Origin of the sequence: Streptomyces sp. LUP47B (assembly GCF_001746295.1) — a bacterium.
Taxonomy (GTDB): domain Bacteria; phylum Actinomycetota; class Actinomycetes; order Streptomycetales; family Streptomycetaceae; genus Streptomyces.
The window spans coordinates 57,146-78,460 of the sequence record NZ_MJAH01000022.1 but is presented as its reverse complement, the minus strand read 5'-3'; the positions used below and the strand labels follow the sequence as shown (position 1 = coordinate 78,460).

Sequence of the window (21,315 nt, the reverse complement as noted above, 5' to 3'; positions counted from 1 at the left end):
CGAATCGATATGGGTGTATGGGGAAAACCCGCGATGCTCTTTGTGGACATCGGTGAAGAGCCGTGCGAAAGCGGTCAATTCGCCATGCGGGCCCTTTGGGTAGCCTTTTCAGACCTCCTTGCGATCCAGGCGGGGCCCACTCAACTCGGCCCGCTCGACGGGCCCTTGTGGGGCGGGCGCGACCCGGACGCCGGTCCGCGCCCGAATACTCACCGGCCATCCCGGACCCGGCGCACTAACTTCCTCCTATGCGCAAGACCTTGAGGGTGGCGGCCTACGCCATATGCGTTCGCGACGGACAGATCCTGCTCGCCCGCTGGCTCAGCGACGGCCGGCCGGAGTGGACGCTGCCGGGCGGCGGCATGGAGCACGGTGAGGACCTCCATGACACCGTTGTGCGGGAGGTGGAGGAGGAGGCGGGCTACCGCATCGAGGTGACCGGCCTGCTCGGTGTCACCTCCCGCAGGCTCCCGCTCCGCCGCCGCTTCGGCCGCACCGTCGACCATCACGGCGTGGGGCTCGTGTACGAGGCCCGGGTCACCGGCGGCGAGCTGCGGTTCGAGGTCGGCGGCTCCACGGACATGGCCCAGTGGCACGACCTCGACGCGGTACCGGAACTGAACCGGGTGCCACTGGTCGACGTCGGCCTGCGGCTGTGGCGGGAGCGGCCGGTGGCCGGGCGGCTCGGAGAATAGGTGTCCTACCCCGCAAGATGAACACGGAGTGACCGCCCCCCGGCGGTTCGACGAGCGCTCCCGAACGCGCAGGGTGGCCCAAGATCCACGTACGGTGATCGGCGTTGCGCGTTGCCGTCTCGTTCACGCACAGGTCATTCCCGGTGCCAAGCATCCAGAGCGAGCGGGAAATTCGCCACAGCGACTCCCGCGACCACTGCCGACGCAGTTCGCACTCGGGGAGATCGCGCCATGTCGCGCATACGCTCTGTCGCCAGCACCACGCCGGCGGTCCACCGTCGTACCGTCCTCGCCGCCGCAGGCGCGGTCGCCGTCTCCGCGGGCGTCGGCTACGCCCTGCGGCCCACCGACAGCCAGGCCGCCACGCCCGCCGGCCCCGCCGAGGCGCCGGTGGCCCAGTCCGTCCACCAGGCCGCTCCGGTCGAGGCCCCCCTCGCCCCGTACACCCGCGGCACCACCGTCGCCTCCATCGCCGCCCCGCGCACCAGCTCCGGCTACCGGCGCCTCGGCGACGGCGTCGGCTGGAGCCGCAAGGTGCGTTCCGACCTCGCCGCGCCGAAGGCCGGGCGGGCCGGCCGCCGTACCCCGCTGGCCGCGTTCGTGCAGTTCACCGACCTGCACCTGATGGACAGCCAGCACCCGATGCGCCTGGAGTACCTGCGCTCGACCGATGTGCACGCCTGGCGGCCCCAGGAGGCGCTGACCGTGCCGGGCGCGATCTCGCTCGTCGAGCGGATCAACGCGCTGCGGGGCGGCCCCGCCACCGGCGCCCCGCTCCAGTTCGCCATGACGACCGGCGACAACACGGACAACAACTCCCGCACCGAGCTGGACTGGTTCCTCACCGTCATGAGCGGCGGCCGGATCACCCCCAACTCGGGGGACCCGCGCCACTACGAGGGCGTCCAGAACAGCGGCCTCAAGCAGTACTGGCAGCCCGACTCGAGCACCCGCGACGCCGACAAGCAGCTCGGCTTCCCGCACCTGACGGGCTATCTGGCCGCCGCGATCCGGGAGCTGAACAGCCCCGGCCTCAACATCCCCTGGTACTCCACGGTCGGCAACCACGACAGCCTGCCGCTGGGCTGCTACGGCCACGGCGACTCCTGGCTCGCCGAGTACGCCGTCGGCGGCAAGAAGCTCATGTCGCTGCCCGCGTCCGAGTCGAAGAAGCTCCAGGACATGATCAGGAAGGCCAGTGACCCCCAGGGGCACGCCTTCCGCGACCTGCTCAAGGCGCACGCCCGGAACATGCGCTCGGTCACCCCCGACGAGCGGCGCGCCCCCTACACCGCCCGCGACTACCTCACGGCCCACCTCGACCCCGCGTACCGGGGCGTGGGCCCGGTCGGCCACGGCTACTCCACCGCCAACCTCGACGCGGGCACCCAGTACTACAGCTTCCGCATCGCCGACGACGTCGTGGGCATCAGCCTCGACACCACCGACCCGGGCGGCCACTACCAGGGGTCCGTCGGCGCCAAGCAGTTGCGGTGGCTGGACCGGACGCTGCGGGAGAACAAGGACTCCTTCGTGGTCGTCTTCAGCCACCACACCAGCGACTCGATGGACAACACCCGCCCCGACCCGGCCCACCCGGGTGAGCGGCGGTACGGCGGCCAGGACGTCGTCGCCCTCCTCGCCAGCCACAGCAATGTCCTGGCCTGGGTCAACGGGCACATCCACCGCAATGTGATCACCGCCCACTCCGCCCCCGACGGCCGCTCCTTCTGGGAGATCTCCACCGCCTCCCACATCGACTTCCCGCACCTCGCCCGGGTCATCGAGCTGACCGACAACAAGGACGGCACGATCTCGGTCTTCACCACGTTGGTCGAGTCCGCGGCCCCCCACCGCACCGACTTCGCCGACCTCTCCCAGACCGGCCTCGCGGCCCTGTACCGCGAGCTGGCCTACAACGCCCCCGGTTCGAGCAACAAGCTCGGCGGCGGCTCGGGGGACCGGAACACGGAGCTGGTCTTGAGGAAGGGCTGAAAACGGATCAACTCTCCTGATCCATCTCAACCTTTCCCCGCCGGCGCTGGTCTCCCCCGCCGATCACGCTCGCCCGAGCGTGCCCGAACAGGGGGAAGACATGACGGTACGTACGACAGTGGTGGTGGCGGCGACGGCGGTGGCACTCACGGCAGGCTTCGCCGCCCCGGCGATGGCGGCCGGAGCCGGGGCCGGTGGCCATGACGCCACCCGGAAGGCCGTCCGCGCCGCGGTGCAGGACGGCGTCCCGGGTGTGACGCTGACGGCGAAGAACGGCGGGAGCACCTGGTCGACCACCGCCGGGGTCGGCAACCTCACGACGCACGCGCCGCGTTCGGCGGACGACCGCTACCGCGTCGGCAGCATCACCAAGACCTTCGTCTCCACCGTGCTGCTCCAACTGGAGGCGGAGGGACGGCTGTCGCTCGACGACACGGTGGAGAAGTGGCTGCCGGGCCTGGTCCACGGCAACGGCCACGACGGCAGCCGGATCACCGTCCGGCAGCTCCTCAACCACACGAGCGGGATCTTCAACTACACCGAGGACGAGACGTTCGGGCGGACGTACTTCCTCAAGGACGGCTTCCTCGAGCACCGTTACGACACGAAGACGCCCGAGCAGCTCGTCGCGATCGCCATGTCCCACAAGCCGAACTTCGCGCCGGGCACGTCCTGGAACTACTCCAACACCAACTACGTCGTGGCCGGCATGGTGATCCAGAAGGTCACCGGACGGTCGTACGGCGAGGAGATCCGGCACCGCGTCATCGACCCGCTGCATCTGACCGCCACCTCGGTGCCGGGCACCCGAGTCACCGTCCCGCGGCCCAGCAGCCGGGCCTACGGCAAGCTGGCCGAGACGGCGACGGGACCGACGTACGACGTCACGAGACTGAACCCCTCCCTCGCCTCCTCCTCGGGCGAGATGATCTCCGACTCGGCCGACCTGGACCGCTTCTACGCGGCCCTGCTGAAGGGACGACTGCTCCCGCCGAAGCAGCTGAAGGAGATGAAGACCACGGTGGCCGTCGAGGGCATCCCGAACGCCCGTTACGGCCTCGGTCTCATCGACCGCGAACTCAGCTGCGGGGTCCACGTCTGGGGCCACGACGGCGGCATCCACGGCTCGAGCTCCGTGGCCGTGACCACGGCCGACGGCCGGCACTCCGTCGCCTTCAACTTCAACGGCGACTGGTCGGGGGACACCGACGCGGTCGTCGAGGCGGAGTTTTGTGGCGAGTAGTCGCACCGACTCGGACACGAAGCACGCAGTTCATCCGGACGTAATGTCCGTACCGCCTCATATCGGCTAGCCCGCTCTTCACGGGGATGGCTCGATCTGTGTGCAAGGCGGGTGGTCGTGTGCGTACGGGACACGAACTGCGAGTGCTGTCGGTGTACGAGGGTTTCTTCTCCGGTGGGGCCCGGATCGTGCACAGCGACATCGTGCTGGGCCTCACCGAGGGAGGTCAGCACCATCAGGTGCTGAGCCTGTTCGGTGAGGTCCACCGGGAGGCGACCCGGCAGCGGATGGAGGACGACACCTGCTACCGGGCGCTGACCGCGGCCGGAGTGGGCGTCACCTCCCTCGGGCGCACGTTCCCCGGCAGCGGCGTTTCGGCCGACTTCACCGGCCCGGAGCTGGCCGGAACAGCCCGGGCGACGGCCGGCGCCGACGTCATCCTCTCCCTCAAGGAACAGCCCCTGGCGCTGCTCAACCAGGCGGGCCTGCCGCGCCGCCCGGTCGTGGTCTGTCTGCACCGCTCCGACCCGGAGAACCAGGGCACCGCCCTCGACGAACTGAAGGCGGCCATCGCCGACGGCACGGTCGTCGCCTGCGTCTGCTGCGCCGAGTCGACCCGGGCCGCGTACCGGGCCGCCGGGATCCCCTCCGACCTGCTCCACGTGATCCCCAACGGCGTCGACCTCTTCCGCTTCCGTCCCGACGCGGCCCGCCGCCTCGCGGTCCGCACGGAACTCGGCATCGACCCCGCGGCCCCCGTGGTCGTCTTCGCCGCCCGTTACGACGGCATGAAGAACGTCCCCCTGCTGCTCGCCGCCGCCCGCGCCTGGCTCGGCCGGGTCCCGGACGGGCAGGTGCTGATGTGCGGGGCGGGCATGACGGCGGAGAACCCCGGGCTCGCCACGGACCTCGCGACGGCGTTCGAAGGGGCGACGGCCCTGGCGGACCGGGGGGTGCGCCTGCTGGGCGTCCGACGCGACATGGAGATGCTGTACGCCGCCTCCGACGTCGTCGCCCTCACGTCCGCCTGGGGCGAGGCGGCCCCGCTGTGCCTGATCGAGGGCATGATGTGCGGCGCGGTCCCGGTGGCGACGGACGTCGGCGACAGCGCGGCGATCGTGGCGGGCCGCGGCCTGGTCACGGCCCCGGACCCGGAGGTGATCGCGGCGGCCTGGTCGCAGGCGGTGGCCGCACGCGCCGACCTCGCCCCGGCACTCGCGGCGAGCCGCGAACGCTTCAGCCGTACGAGGATGATCGCGTCGTACGCGGCCCTGCTGGACCGCGCCGCCGCGGGCACCCTCCGCCCCGCCCTGCCCGACCTGTTCTAGTGCCGCACACGCGCAACGAGGAGGGGCCCCGGCTCCCCGGCGCCATGACCCCTCCTCTCCCCTCCTGACTCCGCCCCGGTCCGTCACTACCGGGGCAGCACCACGACATACGCGGCGGGATCCCGGTCGCCGGAGGCCATGAGGGCCGTACGGACCACCGTCGCCTGCTGTTCCGTCGCGTCCCGGAGCTTGCGGGGGGTGATGTGGACGACGGTGATGCCGAGGCGCTCCAGGTGTTCGCGCTTGCGGGCGTACTCGGACCACACGGCGTCGTCCTCCTGCCGACGGCCCTGCCGGGGCGCGCGGGTGTCGAGCTCGACCGCCACCGCCTGCTCCGGCCAGTACGCGTCCAGGCCACCGAGGTGCGGCCCGCCCGGCAGCCTCAGATCCACGTTCCACACCGGGTCCGGGAGGCCGTACTCCTGGACCATGCGGTACAGGCGGTCCTCCGCGATGGCACGGCCCTCGGCGAGCAGGGAGTCCACCGCGTCCACCACGTGCGGGCGACCGAGCAGCCTGGCCTCGGTCAGCGCCCGGACGACGGCGGCCGGTTCGCAGTGGCCGCCGCGGACCGCCTCCGTCAGCAGCCGGCGCACCGCGCCCGCGTCCGTCAGTTCGGTGACCGCGTCGGCGAGGGCGCGCGGGACCGGGGCGACCGGGACGCCGGTGACCTGTTCGGCGGCCGGGAGCGCCGATGTGCGGACGATCCGCGCGCCGCGCGTCGAGCGCAGCCGGCGCATCCTCGGGACCAGGACGTCGATCCGGTCCAGGGAGAGCAGCGACGGAGCCGAGCTGAAGCCGTGCAGCGTCAGCGCCGCGAGGCCGGTGATCATCGCCTCCGCGTACACCGGGCGGTGCGGCTCCTCCGCGCCCGGCTGCGTCGGGACCCCGGCGGCGGACTCCCGTGCCGCGTACATCAGCACCGCGTGCAGACGCTCCTCGCTGGTCGGCGGCCCCGGGTGGAGCAGGAAGACACCCGGGAGGATCTGCTGCCACGGGCCGCCGGGCCGGCACTGCTCGTTCGCTTCGGCGACCGAGACACCGCTCGTACGGAGCCGGCCGGCCGTCACGACACGGCGGTGCACCTCGGAGACGTGACGCAGGGGGCGGGGGGAGAGCGGGGGGAGCGGGGCGTTGTGGTTCATGCACCGGAGATTCCCGCGTCCGGCCCGCCCGCTAACCGCTGTTACACGCCTGTCGGCAAATACGGACAAGGCAGTACTAAAGGACGAGTGTTCGGGTGCCGAGTAGGGAGCGAAACCCCTGGTCCATTCGGGTGGGACCAGGGGTTACGGCTGCTATTGAACGGATTTCGTAACGGCTACCAGGAGCCCGAGCTCAGGCCAAAGGTCATCCGTGGTTGACGGCCTGCGCATCGCACTCCTGCCCCCGCAGCGCCCGCGCCAGATCGTCCCGCCCTTCCAGCACCAGCCTCCGCAGCGCCGGCGCCGCGTCCTCGTGGGCCGCGAGCCACGCGTCGGCCGCGTCCAGCGTCGTCCGCGGGTCCTGGAGGGAGGGGAACAGCCCGGAGACGGTGTTCATCGCGATCTGGATCGAACGGTCCCGCCAGACCCGCTCGATCACCGCGAAGTACTTCTCCGCGTAGGGCTCCAGCAGATTCCGCTGGGACGGCTGGTTGAACCCCGAGATGGTCGCCTCGGCCAGGGCGTTGGAGAGCGCGTCGGACTCCACGACCTGCGCCCACGCCTGCGCCTTCACCGCCTCGGACGGCCGGGCGGCCAGGCAGCGGACCTGATGGCGCTTACCGGACGCGGTGTCGTCGCGGGCGAGTTCGGCGGCCAGCGCCTTCTCGTCGGCCAGGCCCCACACTGTCAGCGGCTGCAGGAACGCCCACCGCAGCTCCTGGTCGACGTCCAGCCCGTCGATGGTCGCCGTGCCGTCCAGCAGGCCCTGCAACAGGTCCAGGCCGGCCGGGCTCTCGGCCGTCCGCGCGAAGAACCGCGCCCATGCCAGCTGCTGCTCGCTGCCCGGCCCGGCGGCGAGCAGCTCCCGCTCGGCCCCCTCGGCGAGCAGCGCCCCGGCCTGCTCCCGCCCCTCGGGCGCCACGTAGTGCACGAGCGCCGACTCGGCCCAGGCGTGCAGCATCTGCAGGACCCCGATGTCGGACTCGCGGCCCGCGAAGCGCAGCACGATGTCGATGAACTCTCTGGCCGGGAGCAGCGCGTCCCGCGTCATGTTCCACAGCGCCGACCAGCACAGGGCGCGGGCGAGCGGGTCGGTGAGGTCACCGAGCCCCGACTTCAGGGTCTCCAGGGAGCCCGCGTCGAAGCGGGTCTTGCAGTACGTCAGGTCGTCGTCGTTGACGAGCACGAGCTCCGGCGCCTCGGCACCGGCGAGCTCCGCCACGACCGTCCGCGGGCCGTCGACGTCCACTTCGGCGCGCGCGTACCGCTCCAGAGCTCCTTCGGGCGTACGGCGATACAGGCCCACCGCCACCCGGTGCGGCCGCAGCTCCGGGTGGGACTCGTCCGCCTCCTGCACGACCGCCAGCTCGTCGACCCGCCCCTCGGCACTCAACAACACCTGCGGAGTGAGGGAGTTGACCCCGGCCGTCTGGAGCCAGGACCGCGCCCACGCGCCCATGTCCCGTCCGCTGGTCTCCTCGAGCACCGACAGCAGATCGCCCAGGCGCGTGTTGCCGTACGCGTGCCGCTTGAAGTAGCGCCGCGCGCCCTCAAGGAACGCGTCCTGGCCGACGTACGCGACGAGCTGCTTCAGTACGGAGGCGCCCTTGGCGTACGTGATGCCGTCGAAGTTGAGCTTGGCGTCCTGCAGGTCGCGGATGTCGGCGGTGATGGGGTGCGTGGAGGGCAGCTGGTCGGCGCGGTACGCCCAGGCCTTGCGGCGGTTGGCGAAGGTGATCCAGGCGTCCTTGAAACGGGTCGCGCCGACGTTCGCGAAGGTGCCCATGAAGTCCGCGAAGGACTCCTTGAGCCACAGGTCGTCCCACCAGACCATGGTGACCAGGTCGCCGAACCACATGTGCGCCATCTCGTGCAGGATGACGTTGGCCCGGCCCTCGTAGGACGCCCGGGTGACCTTGCCCCGGAAGATGAACTCCTCGCGGAAGGTGACGAGCCCCGGGTTCTCCATCGCGCCGAGGTTGTACTCGGGCACGAACGCTTGGTCGTACTTCCCGAAGGGGTACGGGTAGTCGAAGTGGTCGTGGAAGAAGTCCAGGCCCTGCTTGGTGACCAGGAAGACGTCGTCGGAGTCGAAGTGGGGGGCGAGCCCCTTGCGGCACAGGGCGCCGAGGGGGATCTCCAGCCGGGTGCCGTCCTCGAAGACGCGCTCATAGGAGTCCGTCACGTAGTGGTACGGGCCCGCCACGACACAGGTGATGTACGTCGAGATCGGCTTCGTCTCGGCGAACCGCCACACACCGTCGCTCTCGGAGCCGACCCCGTTGCTCCAGACCACCCATCCCTCGGGCGCCCGCACCTCGAAGCGGAAGGGCGCCTTGAGGTCCGGCTGCTCGAAGTTCGCGAAGACGCGGCGCGAGTCGGCCGGCTCGTACTGCGTGTAGAGGTAGACCTCGCCGTCCTCGGGGTCGACGAAGCGGTGCATGCCCTCGCCGGTGCGGGAGTAGGCGCACTGGGCGTCGACCACCAGTTCGTTGTCGGCGGCCAGGTCCTCCAGAGCGATCCGGGAGCCGTCGAAGACCGCGCCCGCATCGAGATCCCGGCCGTTCAGCGAGACCGCCGTGACGCTCGGCGCGATCAGGTCCGCGAAGCTCGTGGCCCCCGGCTCGTTGCACCGGAAGCGGATCGTGGTCACGGACCGGAAGGTGCGCGGGCCGTCCCCGGCCTGGTCGCCGACCGCCGAGCGCAGGTCGAGGGACACGTCGTACCCGTCGACGGACAGCAGGGCGGCCCGCTCCCGGGCCTCGTCGCGGGACAGATTCTCACCGGGCACGGGCGGTACTCCCTCGGGTGTGTTCAGCATGCGGACAGGCCCGATCCTGCCATGTGCCCCTGACGTCGGTCAGCCGGGAATGGGGTGGGCGACGAGCGGTGTTGGGGGTTGAAGCGAACACCTTTCTGAGGAGACCCATGTCCGAGACCTCGAACGCCGCCGCCAAGACCCCCGTCGACTTCTGGTTCGACCCGCTGTGCCCCTGGGCCTGGATGACCTCCCGCTGGGTCCTGGAGGTGGAGAAGGTCCGGGACATCGAGGTGCGCTGGCACATCATGAGCCTGGCGGTGCTCAATGAGGACAAGCTCGACCAGCTGCCCGAGGAGTACCGGGACATGCTGGCGACCAAGGCGTGGAAGCCGATCCGGGTGGTCACCGCGGCCTGGCAGAAGCACGGCGCCGACGTCCTCGGCCCGCTCTACACCGCGCTCGGCACCCGCTTCCACAACCAGGGCGAGGGCCCGACCGTCGAGGCCATCGCCGCCGCGCTCGACGAGGTGGGCCTGCCCGCCGACCTGATCGACTACGCCGACCAGGAGGACTTCGAGTTCGACGCCGAGTTGCGGGCCTCCCACAAGGAGGGCATCGAAAAGGTCGGCCAGGAGGTCGGCACCCCGGTCATCGCGGTCCCCGGCCCGGACGGCGAGCAGATCGCCTTCTTCGGTCCGGTCGTCACCCCGGCCCCCAAGGGCGAGGACGCGGCGAGGCTGTGGGACGGCACGCTCGCGGTGGCGTCGGTGCCGGGCTTCTACGAGATCAAGCGCACGCGTACGAAGGGCCCGGACTTCAGCAACCTGTGATCACTTCTCCGGCTCGGGGAAGGAGCCGCCGTCCTTCACGTCACCCAGCCGCTGGAATCGCCGGCAGCTCCCGCGTGAGCAGCGGTAGTACGCGTTGAGGCGGGCCCACTTCGGCTTGTGCTTCTTCACGTGTGCCTTCTCCTTGTCGTCCCTGAGCGGTTCGAACTCCTCGGACGAGCGGCAGTTCGGACACGGCATCTTCGGCATGTGACCCCTCACTGTCCGGAGGCCGACCGCCTCGGCCCCGCGAGCGTAGGTTCTCGCGGGGCCGACGCATCAGCCCGGAATCGGTCCCGCCGCGACATCAGCGCCTGTCGTGCCGCGGGTTCTTGTGTTGTGGGCGTATGGCTTGCGGCGGGGTTTCTCGCCGTGCCGGCGTCTGGCTTGCTGCGGGTCTTCTCGTGTCGTCGGCGTCGGGGTCTGCTGCGAGCTGTCCGCCTCGTCGGCGTCTGGCCTGATCCGGGCTCTCTCGCGTCGTCGGCGTCTGTTTCTGCTCCGGGCCTCGTGGCGTCGTCGGTGCCTCGCACGCCTCCGAGCCGTCGGTGTCTTGCTCGCCTCCGGGCCTCGTGGTGTCGTCGGTGTCTCGCCCGCCGCCCCCAGCCTCCTCGCGTCGTCAGCGCTTCGCCCGCCCCCGAGCCTCCTCGCCACGTCGGCGTGTGGTCTGCCAGCCTCGTGGCGTCGTCGGTGCCTCGCTCGTCCGAGCCTGCTCGAGTTGTCGGTGCCTCGCTCGCCCCGGCCTCCTCGCATCGTCAGCGCCTCGCCCGCCCCCGAGCCTCCTCGCCACGTCGGCGTGTGGTCTGCCAGCCTCGTGGCGTCGTCGGTGCCTCGCTCGTCCGAGCCTGCTCGAGTTGTCGGTGCCTCGCTCGCCCCGGCCTCCTCCCATCGTCAGCGCCTCGCCCGCCCCCGAGCCTCCTTCAGTCGGTCAAGGTGCTCCTCGTAGCCCTTGGCGTAGTACGACGCCCGGCTCGCGTCCGGCTCCACGATCGCCGTCGGTTCGGTCCAGGCCGCGGTGTCCAGCGGGACCCCGTGCCGCTCGGCCGCGGCCAGTACCGCTCCCCGAGCCCCCACCTCGCCCTCCACGACCCGCAGCGGCCGCCCGAGCACGTCGGCCAGCAACCGCATCCAGGCAGGACTGCGCGTCCCCCCGCCGCACACCGCCAACGACCCCGTCAGCCCGGCCGCCTCCAGACAGTGCCGGGCCGCGTAACCGATCCCCTCGCACGTCGCCCGGATCAGATCCGCCTTGGTCGTCTCCAGCGAGACCCCGCTCAGCTCGGCCCGCAGATGGGGCTCGACGAACGGAGCCCGCTCCCCGGAGGGAGCGAAGTACGGCAGCACCCGGACCCCGTGCGCCCCCGGCGGGGTCGCCGCCAGCAGGTCGTCCACCTCGGCATGTGTGACGCCGGTCGTCGACAGCACCCAGTCCAGTGCCGCCGTCCCCACCATCGCCGGCATCGCCCGCAACCGGTGCCCGGGCCGGTCGGTGGAGATGTACAGCCCGGCCGGCTCGCCGGTCAGGTCCAGCTCGGTGGTGGCGACGAGCGCGGCCAGACACGTCCCGACGATGAGGAGTCCGTCGCCCGGCACGGTGACCCCGGCGCCCAGCGCACAGGCCGGCAGGTCGTACGGCCCGTTCGAGAGCCGTGTCCCGGACGGCAGCCCCTCGCCCCGCGCCTCGCCCGTGGCGATCGGGTCGCCGATGGGGGCGAGCAGCCGCCGGCGACGGGTGAGTCCCAGCAGCTCGACCACCCGGTTGTCGTACGAACGTGTCCGGGGGTCGAGGAAGGGCATGGACGAGTCCGACACGTCCGTCGTCGCCCGTGCCGCACCCGTCAGCCGCTGGAAGACCATGTCCTTGCAGTACACGGCGGTCGCGGCGGCATCCAGGGACTTCGGGTCGTACCGGTCCAGCCAGGCCAGCAACGGCCCCGGCGAGCCGGGAAACATCGCCCCGCCGGTCCGCCGGAACACCGTCTCGAACGTGCCGTCCGCCAGCCACTGGTCGAGCAGTTCATGGGCCCGGCCGTCCATCCAGGACACCGCCGAACGCACCGGCCGCCCCTCCTCGTCGACCAGCCACACCCCGTCGCCCTGACCGGTCAGCCCGGCCAGCTCCACCGGCTCCGGCACCCGCCCGGTCAGCTTGCCGAGGACGTCGACGACGGCGTCGTAGACCTCCGCCATGTCCTGCTCGACGAACCCGCCGTGCAGGGAGAGCTCCACCGGGCGTGCCTCGACGGCCAGTTGACGGCCCCCGCTGTCGAACGCGGCGGCCTTGACGACGGACGTGCCCACATCGATACCGACGTACATGTTGCCTCCCGGCTCAGGTCAGACAGTGCGCCAACGGCTCCCCCCGCACCCAGCGGCCCACCTCCTCCGCCGCGATCCTCGCCGCCTTCTCGGCCACCGCGCGGCTCGCCCCGCCGAGGTGCGGGGTCAGGACGAACCGGTCGGCCAGGGCGTGCAGCCGGGAGTCCGGGGGCAGCGGCTCGTGCTCGTAGGTGTCGAGGGCCGCCGCCGACAGCCGGCCGGCCTCCAGCCCGTCGCACAGGGCGCTCTCGTCGAGGAGCGGGCCGCGGGCCACGTTCACCACGACCGCCCCCTGGGGCAGCAGGGCCAGCTCGCGTGCACCGATCAGACCGCGGGTCTCGGCGGTGAGGCGGGCGTGCAGGGTGATCACCCGGGAGCGGGTGAGGAGCTGGTCCAGCGAGGACACGCGCAGGCCGTGGATCTCGCCGCGCACATAGGGGTCGTACACCATGACCTGCGCGCCGAAGGCGCACAACACGCGCGCGACCCGGCTGCCGACGGCGCCGTAGCCGACGAGTCCGACGGGCAGGTCCTCCAGCTCCAGGCCGCTGTGCTCGTACGTGTAGTAGGCGGCGCCGCCTTCCCAACTGCCCTGTCCGGCCAGGAGGTCGTGGGCCTGCGGGATGCGGCGCACGGCGGCCAGCAGCATGCCGACGGTGAACTCGGCGGTGGCGGCGGCGTTGCGGCCGGGCGCGAAGCACACCCGTACGTCACGGGCCTTGGCCGCGTCGAGGTTCACGTTGACCGGGCCGCCCCGGCACACGACGACCAGCCGGAGGCTGTCGGCGGCGTTCAGCACCCGCTCGGTCACCGGGCCCATCTGGGTGACGAGGACCTCCGCGCCGTCCAGCGCCTCGATCAGCTCGTCCTCGGCGTCGCTCGCCTCCGTCACCTCCGCCACGGGCCCGAAGGGTTCCAGCGGCCAGCCGAGCCTCAGCTCCTTCGTCTCCGCGGCGATGTCGCCCAGCTCGGCCTCGACGGCCCCGGCGATCAGCCCCGGCAGTACGAAGTGGTCGCCGGCCGCCACGACACGTACGGGATCGGTCCTCTGGGTCATCGTCGACCTCCGGATCGTCGCTTCACTGTCACGATGTTGAGCCGCGGGTCCGGGGTACGCATAGACCCCGTGCGGGTGGGAGGCCCCGATGACAGAGATGACAGACGAGAACGAGACGGTGTGGCTGGGGATCGACCTCGGCACCCAGAGCGTGCGCGCCCTGGCGGTCACGGCCGGCGGAACCGTGCGGGGCCGGGGTTCCGCCCCGCTCGGCGGCCGGCGCGAGGGCGGGCGGCACGAGCAGGATCCGGGGGAGTGGTGGGAGGCCGTGTGTACGGCGTCCCGTTCCGCGCTTCTCACTCTGACGGGTGTACGGATCGGCGGGCTCGCGGTGTGCGGGACCTCGGGGACGGTGCTGCTGACGGACGAGGAGGGACGGCCGGCGAGCCCGGCGCTCATGTACGACGACGCACGCGCCGCGGGCGAGGCGGCCCGGCTGCGGGAGGCGGGGCTCGCGGTACAGGACACGTGGGCGCTGCCGAAGGCGCTGTGGCTCGTCGGCGCGCACGGCAAGGGCCGGGTCACCCACCAGCCCGACATCGTCACCGCCCGGCTGGTCGGCGGGCCGGTGCCCACCGATTCCAGCCATGCCCTCAAGACGGGCTACGACCTCGAGCGCGAGGCCTGGCCGGATGTCGCCCTGGACCTCCCCGACGTCGTCCTGCCCGGCACCCGTCTCGGCGAGGTCTGCCCGGCCGCCGCGGAGGCGACCGGCATCCCCGCCGGGACCCCCGTCATCGCCGGGATGACCGACGGCTGCGCGGCCCAGATCGCGGCGGGCGCCCTGCGGCACGGATCCTGGAACTCGGTGCTCGGCACCACCCTCGTGCTCAAGGGGGCCACTCCGGACCCGGTGCGGGACCCCACCGGCGTGGTCTACAACCACCGCGCGCCGGGCGGTACCTGGCTGCCCGGCGGGGCGTCGAGCGTGGGCGCGGGGGCGCTGCCCACGGACGTGGACCCGGTGGCCATGGACGAACGGGCGGCAGCGTTCGAGCCGTCCGGCGCGGTCGCGTACCCGCTGGTCTCGCGGGGCGAGCGGTTCCCGTTCCTGGCCCCGGACGCCACCGCCCTCCTCCTGGGCACCCCCGCCGACGACGCCGACCGCTGGGCCGGGATCCTCCAGGGCGTCGGGTTCGCGGAACGTCTGTGCCTGGACTACCTGCACCACCTGGGCGCCCCGCTGGACGGCCCCCTCACCTTCACCGGCGGCGCGGCCCGCAGCCCGTACTGGAACCAGCTCCGCGCCGACATCCTCGGCCGCCCGGCCCGGGTACCCGAACAGACCGAACCGGCCCTGGGAATGGCCGCGTTGGCGCTGCACGGCGCCACCGGGACCCCGCTGGCGGAGGCCGCCGAGCACATGGTCCGCATCCGCACGGTCGTGCGCCCGCGCCCCGGCCGCACGGCCCTCTTCGCCGACCCGTACGCCCGTCTCGTCGGCGAACTCACCGCGCGCGGCTGGCTTTCGGCGCAGGTGGCGGCCCATGCGCGCGCCCGGCTCGACCAGGACAGCACAGCATCCTGACGACGAACGACCGTGACCGACCGCAGAGAACCTGGAGACCGCACCCACATGAGCACGACCCTGCTGCTGGCCCGGCACGGACAGACCATCTGGCACGCCGAGAACCGTTACGCGGGGGTGAGCGACATCGGGCTCACCGACGAGGGCCGCGCCCAGGCGGAGGCACTCGGCCGGTGGGCCGCCGTACACCGTCCCGACGCGATCTGGACGTCCCCCCTCTCGCGGGCGATCGCCACCGCCGACCCCGCCTGTCGTGCCCTCGGCGTCACCCCGCACCGCGAACCCGCCCTCAGGGAGTGCGACTTCGGGGTGGTGGAGGGCCGTACCCTCGCGGAGTTCGCCGCCGAGGTCCCCGACGCGGCCGAGGCGTTCCGGGCGGATCCGGTGACGTACCCCTTCCCCGGCGCTGAGGACCCGCTCGAAGCCGCCGCCCGTGGCGCCGGCGCCCTGCGCGGCATCGCCGCCGCCCATCCCGACGAGCGCGTCCTGGTCGTCGCCCACAACACCCTGCTGCGGCTGGTGCTGTGCACGCTGCTGTCGATCCCGCTCGGGGAGTACCGCAGAGTGTTCCCGCGGTTGCGGAACGCGGCGATCACCGAACTCCGCCTCGACAACCACGGATCCGCCGCACTTCTCTCCCTCAATGTGCCGTGCGAGCCGGACAGGTCGTAGCACGATGGGTCCATGATGGAGATCGACACCTCGGTGCCGCATTCGGCCCGGATCTGGAACTACTGGCTCGGCGGCAAGGACAACTACCCCGTCGACGAGGCGGCCGGCGACGCCTACACGGCCGTCTTCCCCGGCATCGTCACGATCGCCCGGAGCAGCCGCGCCTTTCTCGGCCGCAGCATCCGGTACCTGGTCGAGGAGGCGGGCGTCCGCCAGTTCCTGGACGTCGGCACCGGGCTGCCCACGGTCGACAACACCCACGAGGTCGCCCAGCGTCTCGCCCCCGAATCGAAGATCGTCTACGTGGACAACGACCCGCTGGTCCTCGCCCACGCCCGTGCCCTGCTCACCTCCACGGCGGAGGGCGAGACGGCGTACGAGGACCTGACGCTCTACGAGCCGGAGAAGATCCTGGAGGCGGCCTCCCGGACCCTGGACCTCACCCGTCCGACAGCCCTGATCCTCAGCGGCATCCTCGGCCATGTCACCGACTACGACCTGGCCCGCGACCTGGTCCGCCGGCTGGTGGCGGGCCTGCCCTCGGGCAGCTACCTGTGCGTCAACGACGGCTCCCGCGGCACCGACCCGGACTACGAGCAGGCCCAGGACGCCTACAACGAGACCGGCGCGGTGCCCTACCTCCTGCGTCCGGTCGACAAGATCGAGGCGTTCTTCGAGGGCCTGGAGCTGGTGGACCCGGGCGTGGTGTCGGTCCCGCTGTGGCGCCCGGACGGCGACACGTCCCCCGCCCCGATCGGCCAGCACGGGGGTGTGGGACGAAAGGCCTGAGAAGCCGACGGGTCACATGGGAAGCCCCCGCGAGTCACGTCCTCTCGGGGGCCTCCCGTCTCTGTGACTACGCCGCTACGGCCGAGTAGTGCGATGCGTCGCCCTCGATCGAGTAGCTCTCCTTGCCCTCGATGCCCACCGGCACGTCCCCGGCGACGGTCACCCGGTGCAGCCGGCGCGGCAGACCGTCGTAGTTGTCGACGGCGTAGTGCTGGGTGATGCGGTTGTCGAAGAGCACGAGCTGGTTCTCCGACCAGCGGTGCCGCAACAGGTTCTCCGGCCGGGTCACATACGCCTGGAGCAGGTCGAGGACCTTGCGGGACTCACCCACCGACAGACCCACGATCCGCTGCGCGAACCCGCCGATGAACAGACCGCGTTCACCGGTCAGCGGGTGCACCCGGACCACCGGATGGGCCGTGCGGAACTTGATCGAGGTGAACTGGGCACGCCGGGCGGCCTGTTCCTCGTCCAGCGCCTCCTCCGGTACGGCGTAGTCGTAGTCGTTGGTGTGCTCGGCCCACAGACCGTCGGCCAGCCGGCGCAGCGGCTCCGGCAGATTCCGGTACGCGGCGGCCGAGTTGGCGATCAGCGTCTCGCCGCCGTACGGCGGGATCGTCAGGCTGCGCAGGGTGCTGGCCTGCGGCGGATTGAGGACGAACGTGACGTCGGTGTGCCAGTTGTTGGCGGCGCGCCCTCCCTCGCTGTCGACGGGCAGGACGTTCGGGGCGCCGTCCACGGCGGGCACGGTCGGATGGGCGGTGGTGAGCTCGCCGAAGTGCCGGGCGAAGGCCTGCTGGCCCCCGTCGTCGAGGTTCACGTCACTGAAGACCAGCGCCTTGTGGACGTTGAGGGCGTCCCGGAGGGCGGTGGCCGCCTCCTCGTCGAGCGGCCTGGAGATGTCGACGCCGGAGACATGGGCGCCGATGCGGGCGGTGACCTTGCGGATCTCGATACCGGACATGGAGGGTCCTTTCTGGGCGTGGACTCTAGGCGTGGACGGGCTGGGCGTACTGGTTCGCGGGGCGCGGGAGGCCGTAGCGCTGCCGCAGGGTCTGCCGCGGCCCGTACTCAGTGCGGAGCAGGCCGCGGGTGCGCAGGATCGGGACGACGTGGTCGACGAACGCTTCCAGGCCGGACGGCAGGACGGGGGGCATGATGTTGAAGCCGTCGGCGGCGCCCTGCGTGAACCAGGTCTCGATGGCGTCGGCGACCTGCTCGGGCGTACCCGCGAAGGTGAGATGGCCGCGTCCGCCGCCGAGCCGCCCGATCAGCTGCCGCACGGTGAGACGGTCGCGCCGGGCCAGCTCCACGACGAGCGTGTAGCGGCTCTTGGCGCCCTCCACGGCGGACTCGGGAGGCAGGTCGGAAGGGAGCGGTCGGTCCAACTCCAAAGTCCCGAGGGGGAGTTGCAGCAGCCGCTCCAGGTTGGCCACGCCGTGGTGGTGCACGATGTGGTCCTCCAGCTCCCGCTCCTTCGCGAGCGCCTCGGCCTCCGTGGCGCCGATGACGGGGACGATGCCGGGGAGCACCTTGATGTGGTCGGGGTCCCGGCCGGCCGCGGCGGTACGGGACTTGAGGTCGGCGTAGAAGTCCCGGGCGTCCTCGATGGTCTGCTGGGCGGTGAACACCGCCTCCGCGTACCGGGACGCGAACGCCTTGCCGTCCTCGCTGGAGCCCGCCTGCACGAGCAGGGGGTAACCCTGGGGAGTGCGGGGCACGTTGAGCGCGCCCTCGACGCTGAAGTACGTCCCCTGGTGCCGGGGCGGATGGATCTTCGTGTCGTCGCCCCAGACGCCGGCGGCCTTGTCGCCGGTGATCGCGTCGTCCTCCCAGCTGTCCCAGAGCTTGAGGGCCACGTCGAGGAACTCGCCGGCCCGGGCGTACCGGTCCGCGTGCGCGGGCTCGTGCTCCAGACCGAAGTTGCGGGCGGCCTCCTTGCCCGCGGTGGTGACGATGTTCCAGCCCGCCCGGCCGCCGCTGATGATGTCCAGCGAGGCGAACTTCCGGGCCAGGTTGTAGGGGGAGTTGTAGGAGGTCGAGGCGGTGGCGATCAGCCCGATGTGCTCGGTGGCCGTCGCCAGCGCGGTCAGCAGGGTGAGCGGCTCCAGCGCACCTGCGGGCCGCTGGGCGAGGCTGCTCCACAACTGCGGCCCGTCGGCCAGGAAGAGCGAGTCGAAGGTGCCGCGCTCGGCGATCCGGGCCAGGCGGACGAAGTGGTCGAGCGAGACGTGCGCGAACGGGTCGCTCTCGGGGAGGCGCCAGGAGGCCTCGTGGTGGCCGGTGTTCATCAGGAACGCGTTGAGGTGGAGCTGTCCGGTGGTCATGCGTGGTCCTCCGTCACACCGAGCGCGGCCAGCAGCCGCTCCCGGTACTCGCCCAGCAGGGGGTCCCGGTACGAACGCGGGTGCGGGCGGTCGATGGTCAGGTCGAGGCCGATGCGGCCCTCTTCGAGTACGAGCACCCGGTCGGCGAGCACGATCGCCTCGTCCACGTCGTGGGTGACGAGGAGGACGGACGGCTGGTGGCGCTTCCACAGCTCCCGCAGCAACGCGTGCATCTTGATGCGCGTCAGCGCGTCGAGGGCTCCGAACGGCTCGTCGGCCAGCAGGAGTTCGGGCTCGCGGACCAGGGAGCGGGCGAGAGCGGCGCGCTGGGCCTCGCCGCCGGAGAGCTCGTTGGGCCAGGCGCGTTCGCGGCCTTCGAGACCCACCTCGGCGAGTGCCTCCCGGCCTCTCTCCTCGCCGTCCGTGCCCAGCAGGACGTTGTCCAGCACCCGCCGCCAGGGCAGCAGCCGTGAGTCCTGGAAGACCACGGACACCCGTTCGGGAGCCGTGAGCCGGCCGCTTCCCACGACCTCGTGGTCCAGCCCCGCCACCGCCCGCAGCAGCGTGCTCTTGCCGGAGCCGCTGTGCCCGAGCAGGGCGACGAACTGTCCGGCCGGGATGTCGAGGTCTATGCCGTCCAGGACCGTACGTCCGTCGAACGACCGTGTCAGGCCCCGGAGTTGGACGGCGACCCGGGTCAGCTGCTCAGTGTGCGTCGCCATGACAGCACCCTCCGTTCGACGAGACGGACCGCGCTGTCGGAGACCAGGCCGAAGACGCCGTAGACGACGAGACCGACGAGGATCACATCGCTCTGGCCGTAGTTCTGGGCCTGGAACATCATGTAGCCGAGTCCGCTCGTGGCGTTGATCTGCTCCAGGACGACCAGGCCCAGCCAGGAGCCGGTGACGCCGAGCCGCAGACCCACGAAGAATCCGGGCAGCGCGCCGGGGACGACGATCTGCCGCACGAAGGCGAACCTCGACAGCCCCTGCACCTCGGCGAGTTCGACGAAGCGGTGGTCGATGCCGGACAGCGCGGCATGGGTGTTCAGATAGATCGGGATGTAGACGACGATCGCGATGATCGCGACCTTGAAGGTCTCGCCGATGCCCAGCCAGAGGATGAACAGCGGGATCAGACCGAGAGTAGGGATCGCCCGGTTGAGGTTGACCGTCCCGTCGATCAGCGCCTCGCCGGTCCGGCTGAGACCGGAGGCCAGGGCCAGCACGACCCCGGCGACGAGCCCGATCACGAAGCCGGTCGCGGCCCGCTGGAGCGAGGTCAGGATGTCGGTGGGCAGGGTCCCGTCGGTCCACAGATGGGCGCCTGTTTTCACTACCGTCCAGGGTGCCGGGATCGCGGCCGGGTCGAGCTGTCCGGCGGCGGAGGCGGCGGCCCACAGGGCGAGGAGGAGAACCGGTCCGGCGAGCCGGGCGGCGGGCAGCCGCCTGCCGGGGGAGAGCCTGCGACGCCTGCGGACCTGGGGCGTGTCCCTGGCCGGGGCGACCGTGACGGCGGCTTCGGTCGTGGTCACGGCGCTCACCTCCGGTACTCCGCGGCCACGGCCTTCGCGGCGATGCCCTCGAAGCGGTGGTCGAAGAGCGTGCTCACGTCGAACTTCTTCACGAAGCCGCCCTCCGCCAGCAGATCCGCGGTCTCCTGCTCCCACTTGATCGCCTCGCTCCAACTCGGCGGGAACAGTGGCTTGTTGGCGAGTGCGGTGACCGCCTTGGCCTGCGGGAGGGTCAGGTTCTGCGTCTTGACGTAGAACTCCTCGTTCCAGATGTCGGGGTTCTCGTACGCCCACACCTGGCCCTTGGCCCAGTACGGGATGTAGGCGGCGACTGCGGCGGCCTTCGCGGAGTCGGCCAGCACGGAGGTCGGCGCCCACAGCAGGGTGAGCAGGTCGACCACGTCGGTGGTGACCGCGTGGGCGCCCTTGGCCTCGTACTGCGACAGATAGGAGGGCGCCTGGCTGTTGGCGAGCGGCGCGACGTCCACCTGGCCCGACTGCAGAGCGGTGAAGAACTGGTTGCTGGTCAGCGGGACGAGCCTGACGTCGTCGTACGCGATGCCGGCCTTCTTCAACGCCCGCAGGAGGACCACTCCTTGGGCCTGGCCCTGAGAGAAAGCGAGCCGCTTTCCCTTGAAGTCCTCGACCGTGCGGATGTCGCTGCCGGGCTTGGTGGCGAAGACATAGCTCGGCTTGCGGGTGATGTTGATGGCGACGATCTTCGCGTCGAATCCCTGGTAGTGCGCCTGAATCGGCGGAATACCCGCGTTGGTGGCGACATCCAGTGAGCCCGCGCGGAAGGCGTTGATGACATCGGGCCCTGCGGCGATATTGGCCCAGCTCGACACCTTGAACGGAAGTGACCCCAACTTGCCGAGTTTCAATTGGAGTTGCTGGGTGCCGAGATACGAGGCGATCTTCAGGCTGGTACCCGCCGGGACCTTGGCGGCGAGCGGGGCGGACAGGGCGTCCTTGCTGTCGGCGGCGGCACTGCTTCCGGCACAGCCGCTGAGCCCGGCGACGCCGGCCGCGGCACCGAGGATCGAGGAGAGGAACAGACGCCGGTCAATGCCGGACGTGCGGGAAACAGGCATGGGAGAGCTCCCGGAATCAGCG

The 21,315-nt window shown here is 71.4% G+C and carries 18 protein-coding genes; 8 read left to right on the top strand and 10 right to left on the bottom strand.

What is annotated here, in order from left to right; translation table 11 throughout:
* Positions 1–248 precede the first annotated feature (248 nt).
* The 4 genes from BFN33_RS43315 (at position 249) to BFN33_RS43300 (ending at position 5,261) form a co-directional block, all read left to right on the top strand.
* A complete protein-coding gene (locus BFN33_RS43315) occupies positions 249–695 on the top strand; it encodes an NUDIX domain-containing protein (RefSeq protein ID WP_069765716.1) in 447 nt (148 codons plus the stop codon).
* A 231-nt stretch (positions 696–926) separates the two neighbouring features.
* Positions 927–2,690: a TIGR03767 family metallophosphoesterase gene (locus BFN33_RS43310; RefSeq protein WP_069765715.1), complete on the top strand. Its 1,764-nt coding sequence runs from the start codon at positions 927–929 to the stop codon at positions 2,688–2,690.
* Between the two features lie 100 nt (positions 2,691–2,790).
* Positions 2,791–3,933, top strand: a complete 1,143-nt coding sequence (locus tag BFN33_RS43305) for a serine hydrolase (RefSeq protein ID WP_176742616.1) — start codon at positions 2,791–2,793, stop codon at positions 3,931–3,933.
* 143 nt (positions 3,934–4,076) lie between these two features.
* Complete coding sequence (locus tag BFN33_RS43300) at positions 4,077–5,261, top strand: glycosyltransferase (protein ID WP_069765714.1); 1,185 nt, start codon at positions 4,077–4,079, stop codon at positions 5,259–5,261.
* An 86-nt stretch (positions 5,262–5,347) separates the two neighbouring features.
* On the opposite strand, the gene BFN33_RS43295 is transcribed toward BFN33_RS43300, so the two are convergent.
* Together BFN33_RS43295 and pepN are read right to left on the bottom strand one after the other, a co-directional pair.
* On the bottom strand, positions 5,348–6,406 hold the full coding sequence (locus BFN33_RS43295) for a hypothetical protein (RefSeq protein WP_069765713.1): 1,059 nt from the start codon (positions 6,404–6,406) through the stop codon (positions 5,348–5,350).
* Between the two features lie 205 nt (positions 6,407–6,611).
* Positions 6,612–9,197 (bottom strand): aminopeptidase N, encoded by a 2,586-nt coding sequence (gene pepN, locus BFN33_RS43290; RefSeq protein WP_069765757.1) that lies wholly within the window; start codon positions 9,195–9,197, stop codon positions 6,612–6,614.
* A gap of 137 nt (positions 9,198–9,334) precedes the next feature.
* On the opposite strand from pepN, the gene BFN33_RS43285 reads away from it, so the two are divergent.
* Positions 9,335–9,997, top strand: coding sequence for a DsbA family protein (locus tag BFN33_RS43285; protein WP_069765712.1), 663 nt, complete (start codon positions 9,335–9,337; stop codon positions 9,995–9,997).
* Here BFN33_RS43285 and BFN33_RS43280 read toward each other — a convergent pair whose 3' ends face one another.
* From BFN33_RS43280 to BFN33_RS43270, 3 genes are all read right to left on the bottom strand, one after another.
* A complete protein-coding gene (locus BFN33_RS43280; RefSeq protein ID WP_069765711.1) occupies positions 9,998–10,204 on the bottom strand; it encodes a hypothetical protein in 207 nt (68 codons plus the stop codon).
* A 678-nt stretch (positions 10,205–10,882) separates the two neighbouring features.
* The gene (locus tag BFN33_RS43275) at positions 10,883–12,310 is read right to left on the bottom strand and encodes an FGGY-family carbohydrate kinase (RefSeq protein WP_069765710.1); all 1,428 of its coding nucleotides are present in this window, start codon (positions 12,308–12,310) and stop codon (positions 10,883–10,885) included.
* Positions 12,311–12,323: 13 nt separating this feature from the next.
* The gene (locus BFN33_RS43270; RefSeq protein WP_069765709.1) at positions 12,324–13,367 is read right to left on the bottom strand and encodes a 2-hydroxyacid dehydrogenase; all 1,044 of its coding nucleotides are present in this window, start codon (positions 13,365–13,367) and stop codon (positions 12,324–12,326) included.
* Between the two features lie 97 nt (positions 13,368–13,464).
* Here BFN33_RS43270 and BFN33_RS43265 point away from each other — a divergent pair, with 97 nt between their 5' ends.
* Genes BFN33_RS43265 through BFN33_RS43255 form a run of 3 tightly spaced genes read left to right on the top strand, consistent with a single transcriptional unit; the run spans position 13,465 to position 16,356 of the window.
* Positions 13,465–14,895 (top strand): FGGY-family carbohydrate kinase, encoded by a 1,431-nt coding sequence (locus BFN33_RS43265; RefSeq protein WP_069765708.1) that lies wholly within the window; start codon positions 13,465–13,467, stop codon positions 14,893–14,895.
* A 48-nt stretch (positions 14,896–14,943) separates the two neighbouring features.
* Positions 14,944–15,567, top strand: a complete 624-nt coding sequence (locus BFN33_RS43260; RefSeq protein WP_069765707.1) for a histidine phosphatase family protein — start codon at positions 14,944–14,946, stop codon at positions 15,565–15,567.
* A 12-nt stretch (positions 15,568–15,579) separates the two neighbouring features.
* Positions 15,580–16,356 carry an SAM-dependent methyltransferase gene (locus BFN33_RS43255; protein WP_069765706.1) on the top strand — a complete coding sequence of 259 codons (777 nt, stop codon included), beginning with the start codon at positions 15,580–15,582 and terminating at the stop codon, positions 16,354–16,356.
* 67 nt (positions 16,357–16,423) lie between these two features.
* On the opposite strand, the gene BFN33_RS43250 is transcribed toward BFN33_RS43255, so the two are convergent.
* From BFN33_RS43250 to BFN33_RS43230, 5 genes are read right to left on the bottom strand one after another with little or no spacing between them, the layout of a single operon-like run.
* Entirely contained in the window at positions 16,424–17,320 is an 897-nt protein-coding gene (locus BFN33_RS43250; protein WP_069765705.1) for a TauD/TfdA family dioxygenase, read from the bottom strand.
* Positions 17,321–17,345: 25 nt separating this feature from the next.
* Positions 17,346–18,683, bottom strand: a complete 1,338-nt coding sequence (locus BFN33_RS43245) for an LLM class flavin-dependent oxidoreductase (RefSeq protein WP_069765704.1) — start codon at positions 18,681–18,683, stop codon at positions 17,346–17,348.
* Positions 18,680–19,405, bottom strand: coding sequence for an ABC transporter ATP-binding protein (locus BFN33_RS43240; RefSeq protein WP_069765703.1), 726 nt, complete (start codon positions 19,403–19,405; stop codon positions 18,680–18,682). The genes BFN33_RS43245 and BFN33_RS43240 overlap by 4 nt, the downstream gene beginning before the upstream one ends.
* Positions 19,381–20,229 carry an ABC transporter permease gene (locus BFN33_RS43235; protein WP_069765702.1) on the bottom strand — a complete coding sequence of 283 codons (849 nt, stop codon included), beginning with the start codon at positions 20,227–20,229 and terminating at the stop codon, positions 19,381–19,383. The genes BFN33_RS43240 and BFN33_RS43235 overlap by 25 nt, the downstream gene beginning before the upstream one ends.
* Positions 20,226–21,293 carry an ABC transporter substrate-binding protein gene (locus tag BFN33_RS43230; protein ID WP_069765701.1) on the bottom strand — a complete coding sequence of 356 codons (1,068 nt, stop codon included), beginning with the start codon at positions 21,291–21,293 and terminating at the stop codon, positions 20,226–20,228. The genes BFN33_RS43235 and BFN33_RS43230 overlap by 4 nt, the downstream gene beginning before the upstream one ends.
* Positions 21,294–21,315: the final 22 nt, after the last annotated feature.

What these genes read in the sequence shown, in the direction of transcription:
- BFN33_RS43310 (WP_069765715.1), top strand. Translation starts at nt 927, where the DNA reads ATGTCGCGCATACGCTCTGTCGCCAGCACCACGCCGGCGGTCCACCGT.
- BFN33_RS43275 (WP_069765710.1), bottom strand. Translation starts at nt 12,310, where the DNA reads ATGTACGTCGGTATCGATGTGGGCACGTCCGTCGTCAAGGCCGCCGCG.
- BFN33_RS43270 (WP_069765709.1), bottom strand. Translation starts at nt 13,367, where the DNA reads ATGACCCAGAGGACCGATCCCGTACGTGTCGTGGCGGCCGGCGACCAC.
- BFN33_RS43230 (WP_069765701.1), bottom strand. Translation starts at nt 21,293, where the DNA reads ATGCCTGTTTCCCGCACGTCCGGCATTGACCGGCGTCTGTTCCTCTCC.
- BFN33_RS43305 (WP_176742616.1), top strand. Translation starts at nt 2,791, where the DNA reads ATGACGGTACGTACGACAGTGGTGGTGGCGGCGACGGCGGTGGCACTC.
- BFN33_RS43315 (WP_069765716.1), top strand. Translation starts at nt 249, where the DNA reads ATGCGCAAGACCTTGAGGGTGGCGGCCTACGCCATATGCGTTCGCGAC.
- BFN33_RS43255 (WP_069765706.1), top strand. Translation starts at nt 15,580, where the DNA reads ATGATGGAGATCGACACCTCGGTGCCGCATTCGGCCCGGATCTGGAAC.
- BFN33_RS43265 (WP_069765708.1), top strand. Translation starts at nt 13,465, where the DNA reads ATGACAGACGAGAACGAGACGGTGTGGCTGGGGATCGACCTCGGCACC.
- BFN33_RS43250 (WP_069765705.1), bottom strand. Translation starts at nt 17,320, where the DNA reads ATGTCCGGTATCGAGATCCGCAAGGTCACCGCCCGCATCGGCGCCCAT.
- BFN33_RS43295 (WP_069765713.1), bottom strand. Translation starts at nt 6,406, where the DNA reads ATGAACCACAACGCCCCGCTCCCCCCGCTCTCCCCCCGCCCCCTGCGT.
- BFN33_RS43260 (WP_069765707.1), top strand. Translation starts at nt 14,944, where the DNA reads ATGAGCACGACCCTGCTGCTGGCCCGGCACGGACAGACCATCTGGCAC.
- BFN33_RS43280 (WP_069765711.1), bottom strand. Translation starts at nt 10,204, where the DNA reads ATGCCGAAGATGCCGTGTCCGAACTGCCGCTCGTCCGAGGAGTTCGAA.
- BFN33_RS43240 (WP_069765703.1), bottom strand. Translation starts at nt 19,405, where the DNA reads ATGGCGACGCACACTGAGCAGCTGACCCGGGTCGCCGTCCAACTCCGG.
- BFN33_RS43245 (WP_069765704.1), bottom strand. Translation starts at nt 18,683, where the DNA reads ATGACCACCGGACAGCTCCACCTCAACGCGTTCCTGATGAACACCGGC.
- BFN33_RS43285 (WP_069765712.1), top strand. Translation starts at nt 9,335, where the DNA reads ATGTCCGAGACCTCGAACGCCGCCGCCAAGACCCCCGTCGACTTCTGG.